Origin of the sequence: Streptomyces sp. GQFP (assembly GCF_021545335.1) — a bacterium.
GTDB lineage: Bacteria > Actinomycetota > Actinomycetes > Streptomycetales > Streptomycetaceae > Streptomyces.
Window position 1 is genome coordinate 5126023 of sequence record NZ_CP089312.1, and the last position, 12581, is coordinate 5138603.

At 69.5% G+C, this 12581-nt stretch carries 9 protein-coding genes and 1 tRNA gene; 2 read left to right on the plus strand and 8 right to left on the minus strand.

The genetic code is table 11. The features are described from left to right. Positions 1–235 precede the first annotated feature (235 nt). Entirely contained in the window at positions 236–2116 is a 1881-nt protein-coding gene (locus LUX31_RS22700) for a serine/threonine-protein kinase (RefSeq protein ID WP_235476815.1), read from the plus strand. Between the two features lie 45 nt (positions 2117–2161). Here LUX31_RS22700 and LUX31_RS22705 read toward each other — a convergent pair whose 3' ends face one another. Together LUX31_RS22705 and LUX31_RS22710 are read right to left on the minus strand one after the other, a co-directional pair. Continuing rightward, entirely contained in the window at positions 2162–3553 is a 1392-nt protein-coding gene (locus tag LUX31_RS22705; RefSeq protein ID WP_235476816.1) for a hypothetical protein, read from the minus strand. Between the two features lie 190 nt (positions 3554–3743). Beyond that, a complete protein-coding gene (locus LUX31_RS22710) occupies positions 3744–3872 on the minus strand; it encodes a DLW-39 family protein (RefSeq protein WP_003999697.1) in 129 nt (42 codons plus the stop codon). 317 nt (positions 3873–4189) lie between these two features. On the opposite strand from LUX31_RS22710, the gene LUX31_RS22715 reads away from it, so the two are divergent. Beyond that, positions 4190–4489 carry a DUF6344 domain-containing protein gene (locus LUX31_RS22715; protein WP_235476817.1) on the plus strand — a complete coding sequence of 100 codons (300 nt, stop codon included), beginning with the start codon at positions 4190–4192 and terminating at the stop codon, positions 4487–4489. Positions 4490–4621: 132 nt separating this feature from the next. Here LUX31_RS22715 and LUX31_RS22720 read toward each other — a convergent pair. The 6 genes from LUX31_RS22720 to recF all read right to left on the minus strand — a co-directional run bounded on the left by LUX31_RS22720 (position 4622) and on the right by recF (position 12538). Continuing rightward, positions 4622–4695, minus strand: a tRNA-Ile gene (locus tag LUX31_RS22720). Positions 4696–4838: 143 nt separating this feature from the next. Continuing rightward, positions 4839–5744, minus strand: coding sequence for a DUF3566 domain-containing protein (locus tag LUX31_RS22725; protein WP_235476818.1), 906 nt, complete (start codon positions 5742–5744; stop codon positions 4839–4841). Between the two features lie 18 nt (positions 5745–5762). Further along, the gene (gene gyrA, locus LUX31_RS22730) at positions 5763–8369 is read right to left on the minus strand and encodes a DNA gyrase subunit A (RefSeq protein WP_235476819.1); all 2607 of its coding nucleotides are present in this window, start codon (positions 8367–8369) and stop codon (positions 5763–5765) included. A gap of 42 nt (positions 8370–8411) precedes the next feature. Next, on the minus strand, positions 8412–10484 hold the full coding sequence (gyrB, locus tag LUX31_RS22735) for a DNA topoisomerase (ATP-hydrolyzing) subunit B (protein WP_328285686.1): 2073 nt from the start codon (positions 10482–10484) through the stop codon (positions 8412–8414). A 375-nt stretch (positions 10485–10859) separates the two neighbouring features. Beyond that, positions 10860–11420, minus strand: a complete 561-nt coding sequence (locus tag LUX31_RS22740) for a DUF721 domain-containing protein (protein WP_235476820.1) — start codon at positions 11418–11420, stop codon at positions 10860–10862. Further along, a complete protein-coding gene (gene recF, locus LUX31_RS22745; RefSeq protein WP_235476821.1) occupies positions 11417–12538 on the minus strand; it encodes a DNA replication/repair protein RecF in 1122 nt (373 codons plus the stop codon). The genes LUX31_RS22740 and recF overlap by 4 nt, the downstream gene beginning before the upstream one ends. Positions 12539–12581 lie beyond the last annotated feature (43 nt).

The window sequence follows — 12581 nt, forward strand, 5'->3', positions numbered from 1 at the left end:
CCCGGCCGCCGACCGGGGGTTCGGCGGCCGGGCTCCGGCTCAGGAGCAGCAACGGGACAGACGCGCAGAGGAGATGGGCAGGGAGAGTCGGGGAGACGGGCGGGAAAACAGGTGCGGAGACAGGTTCTGGGCGAGCGGGGTGACAGCGGGCTCCGGAGCGGGGTAGGAGGAGCCGTACCAACCGCCGGTCCGGAGCCGACCGAGCGGGGATCCGAAGGGGGATCGACGCAGAGCCATGGGTGAGGTCTTCGCCGGCCGGTACGAACTGGCCGACCCGATCGGGCGCGGGGGAGTCGGCGCCGTCTGGCGTGCCTGGGACCACCGCCGCCGCCGGTACGTGGCCGCCAAGGTCCTCCAGCAGAGCGACGCCCACTCGCTGCTGCGCTTCGTCCGCGAACAGGCACTGCGGATCGACCACCCGCATGTGCTCGCCCCGGCCAGCTGGGCCGCGGACGACGACAAGGTCCTGTTCACCATGGACCTGGTCGCAGGCGGCTCGCTCGTCCATCTGATCGCGGACTACGGCCCCCTGCCGCCCGGGGTCGTCTGCACCCTCCTCGACCAGCTCCTCTCGGGCCTGGCCGCCGTGCACGCGGAGGGCGTCGTCCACCGGGACATCAAGCCCGCCAACGTGCTGCTCGAAGCGACCGGTACGGGCCGCCCGCGGCTGCGGCTGTCCGACTTCGGCATCGCGATGCGGCTGGGCGAGCCGCGTCTGACGGAGACCGACTATGTGGTGGGCACGCCGGGTTACTTCGCTCCCGAGCAAATGCTGGGCGCGGACCCGGACTTCCCCTCCGACCTGTTCGCCGTGGGCCTGGTCGCGCTCTATCTCCTGGAGGGCGCCAAGCCGGACTCCAAGGCCCTCATCGAGTACTTCGCGGACCACGGCACGCCCAGCGCCCCCCAGGGCATACCGGAGCCGCTCTGGCAGGTCGTGGCCACGCTGCTGCAGCCGGACCCCCAGGCGCGGTTCCGCACCGCCACAGGCGCCCGCAAGGCCCTCGGCCAGGCCGCCGAACTCCTGCCCGAGCCCGGCCCCGACGACGAGCTGATCGAGATCTTCGACCAACTCGGCCCCCTCCCAAGGGGCTTCGCCCCGACCGGCCCCCTCAAACCGTCCCCCGGGGTGACCACGAACGGCGCCCGCACCGGCGGGGCAACGGGCGGTCCGGCCACAGGCACCGGACACGGCGAGTACGGCGGCCCGGACTCGAACAGCACGCACACCGGCCCGGGAGCGGCCCGCTCGTACGACCCGTACCGCGAACCGAACCCGGACGGCACACGCACCGGCCCGGCGACGGGCGGCACGCACACGGGACCGGGCCTCGGGCCGACGCGGAGTCCGCTGCCCGGCCCGATGCCGGATCCCGTGCCAGGACCCGTCTCCCCACCCTCCGGACCGGGCGCGGGCGCCATTCCCTCCCGGCCGGTCGAGGCCCCCGCACCCACCGGCTCCGAGCAGCCCTGGCAGTCCTCCGGTGCCGCCCCGAGCCGGCCGGGCGCCGACTCCGGACGGCCGCCCCAGCCGCCGAGCCCGGAGCAGCCCCACCCCGCTCAGCGGAACGGCATCCCGCCCCACCCGGACGTCACACCCCCGCGCCCCACGCACCCACCGTCGACGGCGCCTTCCCGGCCCTCGCCCACGGACCCGAACGCCGCCCAGGCCGTAGCTCCGATGCCCCCGCAACCGCCGTCAGCGGCCCCGCCCCAGCCGTCCGCCATGTCGGACACGGGCAGCTTCCACCTGCCCCCGCCCCAGCTGACCGCCCCCGCCACTCCCCCCACGGCCGCCAATCACGTATCCGCCCCCTTCGAAACCACGCACGCGCCCTCCCCCCATCCGCACCCGCACGGAACCACCACGCAGACCCAGGCTCCGACCGCGACGGCGACCCCCACTCCGACGCTGCGCCACCAGGACGCGTACGCCCCCACCTCTTCGTACGTCGCTCAGGTCCCGCAAGTTCCCGCGTCCGCGCAGGCTGTTCCCCAGCGCCGCGGCCGACGTCGCCAGCGTCGTCCCGGGCCGCCCGGGAAGGTGGCGATACCGGTGCTGTTCCTGGCCCTGACCTGCTACGCGGTCGGTTTCTGGGCCCTGTTCCGCATCTGAACCACGCGACTACGCGCGCGGGCCGCCGATTCCTCGGGCCACCGACTACGCGCGCGCGGAGCGCCGCCGGGCGACCACCGTCCACAGCCCGAGACCCAGCATCAGCAGGCTCCCCGCCCCGATGCCGCTCACCGCGACCACCCGCATCACGGCGTCATCGCCGCCGCCGCTTCCCGCGTCGCTCTCATCGGCTCTGGTGCCGCCCGCCACCCCACCGGACGTCCACCCGCCGGCCGCCTCCCGCTCCTCCTCCGTGACCGCGAAGGTGTCCCGGGGCACGGACTGCCCCAGATACGCGGGCGCGTCCTGCGCCGTACCGGTCACCTGCACCCGCAGCGTCAGCCCGTACGGTCCCGCGCCGAATCGTTCCGTCATCTGCTCGGCGAGATGGACGACGAGGTAGTACGAGCCGGCGAACCGCATGCCCTGCATCCGGTCGCCGACGCCGAAGCGGTTGGCGTACTCGACCGGTGGCAGCGGATCGAGGGCGGCGGAGGTCTGGCTGCCGTTGTAGCCGAGGCCCTCGTCGTCGACGTACCCGCGCGCGGGGTTGTAGAGCGACATGACCAGTACGTTGCCGAGGAACCCTTCTCCGCCGCTGGAACTGCCCAGTTCGGCGACGGCGTGCAGCTGCTGCCCCCAGTCGACCGGGACCCGGTAGAACAGCGTCCGACCGGGCGTGATGTCGTCCTGCCAGACGCCCTGCCCCACCGGGGTGGCCGTGGCGAATCCGGCACCGCCCGCGCGCGGGACGGCGTCTCCGGTAAGAGGAGCGGGTGAGGCGGAGTCCCCGGACCCGGGGGACTCGGGCGCGACCGTCGCCGCCTCGTTGACGAGGCCCGGCTCCGACACGTAGGTCAGCTCCAGGTCCCAGTCGTCCGAGGACGAGCCCGCGGAGTCGATACGGTCGACGACCACGTAGTACGTACCGGCGTCCTGACAGGCTGTCGTCTCGCCGTCGGTCGTGCGCGAGGCCCAGGCGGCGACCGGATGCGGGCTGCGGGAGGCCCCGAAGCGGGTGCTGTCGTACGAGCAGGAACGGGCGTCGGCGTCCTGCACGGACACCTTGACGCCGTCGGAGGAGGACACCGTCGTGCCCTGCCGGGGGACGGCGGTGGCGGAGACGTACGCGTTCGACGTGGCGTCGAGTGCGAGGCGGTAGTAGAGCCTGCCGTTGACGGGGAGGGTGCTCCGGTAGGTCCCGCCGGGCTCCAGCCGCACGGCGTCCGTGGTGCTCGCGGCCCCTTCGACGACCTGGGCGTCCTCGGCGAAGTCGTAGGCGTACGCGTCCGGCGCGGCGACCGCCTCCGGGCCGGCCCCGGGGCCCGCACCGAATCCCGCCAGCGCGCACAGCACCGCCGCCACGACCGCGCCCCGCACCGTGCGCCGCCCCATCACGCGCCACCCCTCGTCCCGCTCGCCGCCCGAACCGCCCACCGGCCCAGCTCCGTCCGGGCACCGTTTCTGCCCGGACCGTCGCTCATCCTGCCCCGCCGACCACCCCGGCACCGCACGATTCGCACGACCGCCCGAAACGACTGCCCTTTATGCGTCGTGATTTGCCCCAGCAACACAAAACCCCGACCGCGTCGGCGGCCGGGGTCTGCTCACAGACTGCTGTCGATACTCAGGAACCCGTGGGCACGGAGTCGGTCGCCTCCGTCCACAGATCCTGCTCGGCGCGATCCGCCTGGATCTGGCGGTACACGAGGAGCCCGCCGATGGCGGCCAGTGCGACCAGGAGAAGCTTCTTCACCGTGCGACCTCGTCTTTCCTTGACGTAGGGGACCTTCTGGCGCCCGACTATACCCTCCGGCCGAGACCGATCAGTGACCTGCGCCGACCGCCAACTCCCGCCCGGCACACCGCAGTAGAAGTGGACGACACCGCTCCGATCGGAAGGTGATCACACCTCTACGCACGGTGACTATTTGCGGCCATTGCCCCCTTACGCCCATCCGGGTGGTGTTCATCAGAAGATCGACGCGCCACGGCCGTAGGTCCGCCACTTCCCGCCCGCCATACACATCATGAGGAAAGTACGCAAATCGCCCGACCCGAAAGTGAGGGGCCATGGCCCAGAACAAGGTCATGAAGCTGTGGACCGCCGTCGTCACCGCCTTCCTGGCGCTGTGCACGACGCTCGGCCTGATCACGACGACCGCCCCCGCGGCGGTAGCCGACAGCCGTCCGGCGCGCAACTGCACGACAGCCGCCTGGGACTGGTCCTACGCCCGCTCCCTGCCCCCCACGATGAAACAGCGCATCGGAGCCGAGGCCCACGGCTCCTCCCCGAGCTGCCGCCACCACGCGCCCTCCGACACGGAAGCGGAACCGGACGCCGAGCCGGACGATCCCTCTGCGATCCAGTGATCCCCCTGTTGTGATCCCCCTCCCCATGTAGCGGCGAACTTGCGTACAAAGCCACACGGAGAAGCACCAGGACAGAACCACCAGAACAAACGAAAGACCCCCAACCATCACTGGCTGGGGGTCTTTTCACTGTGGGGCTAACAGGATTTGAACCTGTGGCCTCATCCTTATCAGGGATGCGCTCTAACCAACTGAGCTATAGCCCCGCCGCGCTCTGCGGTGTATGTCCCGCGCGCTGACCTCTGAAGATTAGCGCACGACGTGGCCAGTCCCAAAATCGATAGTCGGGCGACGTTTGGGGCCGCTCCTCACCGGCGCGAGACCCGCACGTCACCCGGACTTCACATGCTCACTCGTCCTCCGCGAGCGTCAGCTCGATGCCGCCGACGAAGCCCGCGGAGAGGTTGTAGATGAACGCGCCGAGGGTCGCCAGCGCCGTCGCGAGGACGACGTCGATGACCGCGATGACCGACGTGAACAGCACGACGTTCTGCAGCGACAGGAAGGACTGGAGGTCGAAGCCGTTCGACTCGTTCGAGCCCGTGGCCTCCGAGATCGTGCCGCCGACCGTCGAGAAGACGCCCATCGCGTCCATGACCATCCACAGGACCACCGCCGCCACGATCGTGCAGATGCCCAGCGCGATCGACAGCAGGAAGCTGACCTTCATCACCGACCACGGGTCGGCCTTGGACACGCGCAGCCGTGCCTTGCGCGTACGGGGCAGGGTGCGCGCGCCCGTGCGCGGACGCCGTACGGCTCCTGCCGGATTCGCCCCCGGAGGCTGAACCTGGACCGGAGGGACCGCCGGAGCGGCCGGCGGGTAGGCCTGCGGCGGGTGGTAGGGCCCCGCGGCCTGCTGCGGCTGCCGCTCACCGGGCAACGGCGAAGCCTGCTGCGGCGGCGCCGTGGCGCGCTGCGCGGCCGGCTCCGCCACCGGCAGGGCACCGGGGGCGCCCTGAGCCGCCGGGCCCGCGCCGGCCCCGTACTGCTGGGTCTGCGGACCTCTGGCGTCCGTCACAGTTCCCCCCTGGGATCCCTTGGATCCATGTGTGTCGGGCGAGCGCGAACCGGTCTTGTGCGGCTTGATGGCCTGCAGGTTGGTCGTGTGCGGATCTGTCGCACTCTGTGCGTCCCTCGCACCCTGCGCATCGGTCGCACGTGCGGCGGAGCCACGACCGCCGCCGTCTTTGTCCGTACCGGTCGAGGGACCGGACGAACTGCCGGACGAACCGGCGCCCGTGGCTCCGCTCACGATGACTCACTCCTCGCGCTACTCCGACGAGGACTGATCGCCCTCGTCCGTGCCGGTGGTCGCGGCACCCTCGGCCGACTCGTCGACGGCGTCCTCGCCGTCGACCTCCTCGGCCTCACGTCCCGCCTCGGCGTTTCGTGCGATGCCGACTACGGCATCGCGCTTGCCCAGGTTGATCAGTTGGACGCCCATGGTGTCACGGCCCGTCTCCCTGATCTCATTGACTCGCGTACGAATCACACCGCCCGACAGCGTGATGGCGAGGATCTCGTCGGTCTCCTCGACCACCAGCGCACCGACGAGAGAACCGCGGTCCTCGACGATCTTGGCGGCCTTGATACCGAGGCCGCCGCGACCCTGGACGCGGTACTCGTCGACGTTGGTCCGCTTCGCGTACCCGCCGTCTGTGGCAGTGAACACGAACGTACCGGGTCGAACAACATTCATCGAGAGCAGCTGGTCTCCCTCACGGAAGCTCATGCCCTTGACACCCGAGGTGGCACGGCCCATCGGACGCAGTGCGTCGTCCGTCGCCGTGAACCTGATCGACTGTGCCTTCCTGCTGATCAGCAGCAGATCGTCCTCGGACGAAACGAGTTCGGCTCCGATCAGTTCGTCGTCGGAACCGTCCTCCGTCTCACGGAGGTTGATCGCGATGACACCACCGGAACGCGGCGAATCGTAATCCTTCAGAGGCGTCTTCTTGACCAGACCGCCCTTGGTGGCCAGGACCAGGTAGGGCGCCGCCTCGTAGTCGCGGATCGCCAGGATCTCCGCGATCGCCTCGTCCGGCTGGAAGGCCAGCAGGTTGGCGACGTGCTGTCCACGCGCGTCACGTCCGGCGTCCGGCAGCTCGTACGCCTTCGCGCGGTAGACGCGGCCCTTGTTGGTGAAGAACAGCAGCCAATGGTGGGTCGTCGACACGAAGAAGTGGTCGACGATGTCGTCTTCCTTGAGCTTCGTGCCGCGTACGCCCTTGCCGCCGCGCTTCTGCGAGCGATAGTCCTCGGTCTTGGTGCGCTTGACATAGCCACCGCGCGAGATCGTGACGACGATGTCCTCTTCGGCGATCAGGTCCTCGATGGACATGTCACCGTCGAACGGAACCAGCTTGGAGCGCCGGTCGTCGCCGAACTTCTCGACGATCGCGGCGAGTTCCTCGCTGATGATGCCGCGCTGACGCACCGGCGAGGCCAGAATCGCGTTGTACTCACGGATCTTCGCCTGCAGTTCGTCGTGCTCGGCGACGATCTTCTGGCGCTCCAGAGCCGCCAGTCGGCGCAGCTGCATCTCCAGGATCGCGTTGGCCTGGATCTCGTCGATCTCCAGAAGGCCCATCAGGCCCTCACGCGCGATCTCCACGGTGTCACTGCGCCGGATCAGCGCGATGACCTCGTCGATGGCGTCCAGGGCCTTCAGAAGGCCACGCAGGATGTGCGCGCGCTCCTCGGCCTTGCGCAGCCTGAAGCGCGTACGCCGGACGATGACCTCGATCTGGTGCGTCACCCAGTGCCGGATGAACGCGTCCAGGGACAGGGTCCGCGGTACGCCGTCCACCAGCGCCAGCATGTTCGCGCCGAAGTTCGTCTGCAGGTCGGTGTGCTTGTACAGGTTGTTCAGGACGACCTTGGCGACCGCGTCCCGCTTCAGGACGATCACCAGGCGCTGGCCCGTACGGGACGACGTCTCGTCGCGGACGTCCGCGATGCCGCCGATCTTGCCGTCCTTCACCAGGTCGGCGATCTTCTGCGCGAGGTTGTCCGGGTTGACCTGGTACGGGAGTTCGGTGACCACCAGGCACTGGCGGTTCTGGATCTCCTCGACGTCGACGACCGCGCGCATCGTGATCGAGCCACGGCCCGTGCGGTACGCCTCCTCGATGCCCTTTCGGCCCACCACGAGGGCACCGCTGGGGAAATCGGGGCCCTTGATGCGCTCGATCAGGGCATCGAGCAGCTCCTCGTGGGATGCCTCGGGGTTCTCCAGGTACCACTGGGCGCCGGCCGCGACCTCACGGAGGTTGTGCGGCGGGATGTTCGTCGCCATACCGACCGCGATGCCCGCCGAACCGTTGATCAGCAGGTTCGGGAAGCGCGCCGGCAGAACCGTCGGCTCCTGGTTGCGGCCGTCGTAGTTGTCCGTGAAGTCGACGGTCTCCTCGTCGATGTCACGGACCATCTCCATGGACAGCGGCTTCAGCTTGCACTCGGTGTACCGCATGGCGGCGGCCGGGTCGTTGCCGGGAGAGCCGAAGTTGCCGTTGGAGTCCACCAGCGGCATCCGCATCGACCACGGCTGCGCGAGACGGACCAGCGCGTCGTAGATCGAGGAGTCGCCGTGCGGGTGGTAGGTACCCATGACGTCACCGACGACACGGGCGCACTTGTAGAAGCCCTTCTCGGGCCGGTAGCCGCCGTCGTACATCGCGTACAGGACGCGGCGGTGGACGGGCTTGAGACCGTCCCGTACGTCGGGCAGCGCACGCGACACGATGACGGACATCGCGTAGTCGAGATACGAGCGCTGCATCTCGGTCTCGAGCCCGACAGGCTCGACGCGCAGGGCGATCTCGCCCTCTTCGGGAGCGTTCGGACCGTTGGGGGGAAGAGGAGTCTCGTCGGTCATTGCTGGTGAAGATCCTTTCTGGTGCGGTCAGCTGAGACCGACTCAGATGTCGAGGAAGCGGACGTCCTTGGCGTTGCGCTGGATGAACGCGCGGCGTGCCTCGACGTCCTCGCCCATCAGGACCGAGAACAGGTCGTCGGCCTGCGCGGCGTCGTCGAGCGTGACCTGGCCGAGGACCCGGTGCTCCTGGTCCATCGTCGTGATGCGCAGCTCCTCGGCGTTCATCTCGCCGAGACCCTTGAAGCGCTGGATCGAGTCCTCACGGACCCGCTTGCCGGCCTGCCGGCCCAGCTCGATCAGGGCGTCGCGCTCACGGTCCGAGTACGCGTACTCGAAGTCGTCCCGGCCCCACTTGATCTTGTACAGCGGCGGACGCGACAGGAACACGTGTCCGGCCTCGACCAGCGGCCGCATGAAGCGGAACAGGAAGGTCAGCAGCAGGGTGTTGATGTGCTGGCCGTCGACGTCGGCGTCCGCCATCAGGATGATCTTGTGATAGCGCAGCCGCGCGATGTCGAAGTCCTCGTGGACCCCGGTACCGAAGGCCGAGATCAGCGCCTGGATCTCCTGGTTCTGCAGGATCTTGTCGATCCGCGCCTTCTCCACGTTCAGGATCTTGCCGCGGATCGGGAGGATCGCCTGGTACTCGGGGTTCCGGCCGGACTTGGCCGAGCCACCGGCGGAGTCACCCTCGACGATGAAGATCTCGCACTTGATCGGGTCGTTCGACTGGCAGTCGGACAGCTTGCCCGGCAGCGACGCCGTCTCCAGCAGACCCTTGCGACGCGTGAGGTCACGGGCCTTGCGGGCCGCCACGCGCGCGGTGGCCGCCTGGATGCCCTTGCGGATGATGTCCGAGGCCTCGACGGGGTTGCGGTCCAGCCAGTCGTTGAGGTGCTCGTAGACCGCCTTCTGGACGAAGGTCTTCGCCTCCGTGTTGCCCAGCTTGGTCTTGGTCTGGCCCTCGAACTGCGGCTCGGCCAGCTTGACCGAGATGATCGCCGTCAGACCCTCGCGGATGTCGTCGCCCGTGAGGTTGTCGTCCTTCTCCCTCAGCAGCTTCTTGTCGCGCGCGTACTTGTTGATCAGCGAGGTCAGCGCCGCCCGGAAACCCTCCTCGTGCGTACCGCCCTCATGCGTGTGGATGATGTTGGCGAAGGAGTACACACCCTCGCTGTAACCCGTGTTCCACTGCATCGCGACCTCGAGGGACAGGCTCTTGTCCTTGTCCTCCGCCTCCAGGTCGATGATGGTCTGGTGGACCACGTCTCCCTTGCGGGAGTTGAGATGCTTCACGAAGTCGACGATGCCGCCCTCGTAGTGGTACGAGACGGTCCTGACCTCGTCCTTCGCGTCGGCACCCGCCTCGTCCGCACCGGTCGTGGCCTTCGCCACCTCGCGCTCGTCCGTGAGCCTGATCGTCAGGCCCTTGTTGAGGAACGCCATCTCCTGGAAGCGCCGCGACAGCGTCTCGAAGGAGTACTCGGTGGTCTCGAAGATGTCGCCGTCGGCCCAGAAGGTGACCGACGTGCCGTGCTCCTCCGTCGCCTCGTGCTGGGCCAGCGGAGCCGTCGGGACGCCCAGCTTGTAGTCCTGCGTCCAGCGGTAGCCGTCGGTCTTGACCTCGACGGCGACCCTGCTGGACAGGGCGTTCACGACGGAGACACCGACGCCGTGCAGACCGCCGGAGACCGCGTAGCCGCCGCCGCCGAACTTGCCGCCCGCGTGCAGCACGGTCAGCACGACCTCGACGGCCGGTTTGCCCTCGGACGGGACGATGCCCACCGGGATGCCACGGCCGTTGTCGATGACGCGCACTCCGCCGTCGGCGAGGATCGTCACGTCGATGGTGTCCGCGTGACCTGCCAGCGCCTCGTCGACGGAGTTGTCGACGACCTCCTGCACCAGGTGGTGCAGACCGCGCTCACCGGTCGAACCGATGTACATGCCGGGTCGCTTGCGGACCGCGTCCAGACCCTCGAGGACGGTGATGGCGTTGGCGTCGTACGCCGTCGGCGAGGCCTCGGCGGTTCCGGCCGTCGGGGCCTCGGTGGACGGGATGTTCTCGTTGGGGTTGCCGGAATCGGCCACGAAGCGCCCTTTCTGGCACAGCACAAGCCGAACTCCCGGCGGGGTGGCCGGAGCGGCTGCGGCATGTTGCGTTGGTAAGCCTTGGTCAACGGTTGGACACCATTTCCCGGTGATCCCCTCCAATGGGGCGGGATTAGCTTCCAGTCTACCGGTAGCGCCGACAGTGATGGGGGTTTGCCGGTACCTGAGTCCGCATGTGCCGCCCTCAACCGGTCTCTCCCGAGTCCCCATATGCGGAGCGGGGCTCCAAGAGGCTTGGAGAGGCACTCAGCGCTTCCGGGTGTCAACCCTTGGCTACCGGGGAGTCAGGTAGCGATTCGCAAAAGCGCGCACCACCGTCCGCACGCCCCTGACCCGCCCGACATGTGACACACCTCACCCACAGGAAGTGGGCGGGGCTCACCCGTAGGTGTCGCCCGGACCCGTGCTCCCGGGCGCCCGCAACGGGCCGAAACGACGGGCCGGACCATTGGGTCCGAGCACCTTGAGGAACCGCACCCGGCCGTGCCCGAGGTCCTCGTTCAGACGTGCGACCAGCTGCGGAGCGAGCAGCCGCAGATTCGTCGCCCACGCCGTCGAGTCGCAGCGCACGACCAGCACCCGCTCGTCCTCGTCGTACGACTCCGGTTCGCAGTGCTTCGCCAGGTCCGCACCGACGATCTCCGGCCAGCGCCCCATCACCCCGCCCACCGCGGCCGGCGCCTCCCACCCCCGCTCCGTGACGAGGCGGTTGATCGCCGCACCGAGCGCCATGGGGTCACGCCTGTCCCGCCCCGAGCCGGAGCGCAGGCCGCCCCCGCGCCGCGACTGCTTCTTCTGCTGGGCCGCGTCCCCACGCGCGCGTGCCGCCTCTTTCGCCGCCCGCAGCGCCACCCGCGCCAGATCCACCCCGGAGGGCTCAGGGGACGCCTTGGGGGCTTCCTCGGGGCTTCCCCCGGACAGCGGCTCCTGGGCGCTCATGCGCGCTCCACCGCCCCGTCCGCCACCGCGAACCGCGTCCCCGCCAGCACATGCGGTACGTCGTCGTCGACCGCGGCCGTCACCAGCACCTGCTCGCCGGGCGCCACCAGCTCCGCCAGCCGCTCCCGGCGCCGGGTGTCCAACTCCGCGAACACGTCGTCGAGAACGAGCACCGGCTCGTTCCCCTCGGCCCGCAGCAGGTCGTACGAGGCCAGCCGCAGCGCCAGCGCGTACGACCACGACTCACCATGGGACGCGTACCCCTTGGCGGGCAGCGAGCCGAGCTTGAGATGCACATCGTCCCGATGCGGCCCCACGAGAGTGACGCCCCGCTCGATCTCCTGCTTGCGGACCTCCGCCAGCGCCCCCATCAACTGCTCGTACAGCTCCTCGCGCGCGTGGGCCTCACCCGGCGCCGACGGCTTGTACTCCAGGGCGATCGGACCGCCGCCGGGCGCCAGCTGCTCGTACGCCTTGTCGGCCAGCGGCTGGAGCGCGGCGATCAGGTCGAGCCGCTGGGCCAGCAACTCGGCCCCCACGCGCGCGAGATGCTGGTCCCACACGTCGAGCGTCGACAGATCCATCGTGCGACCGCCGTGCCGCCGGGCCAGCGCCGCCGACTTCAGCAGGGTGTTGCGCTGCTTGAGGACGCGGTCGTAGTCGGAGCGCACACCCGCCATACGCGGGGAGCGCGCGGTGATCAGCTCGTCGAGGAACCGCCGCCGCTCACCCGGGTCGCCCTTCACCAGCGCGAGATCCTCCGGCGCGAACAGCACAGTCCGTACGATCCCCAGGACGTCACGGGGTCTGACCTGCGACGACCTGTTGATGCGGGCGCGGTTCGCGCGGCCCGGGTTCAGCTCCAGCTCGACCAGCTGCTGCCGTTCGCCCTGCTTGACCTGCGCCCGGATGACCGCGCGGTCGGCGCCCATGCGCACCAAGGGGGCGTCCGAAGAGACCCGGTGGCTGCCCAGCGTGGCGAGATAGCCGACCGCCTCGACGAGGTTGGTCTTGCCCTGCCCATTGGGACCGACGAACGCGGTGACGCCCGGATCGAGCGGGACCTCGACCCGGGCGTACGAGCGGAAGTCGGCCAGCGAAAGATGCGTCACGTGCATGGTCGTTCGCCGACCTCCCCCGAACTTGTGGACCGCTGAACGG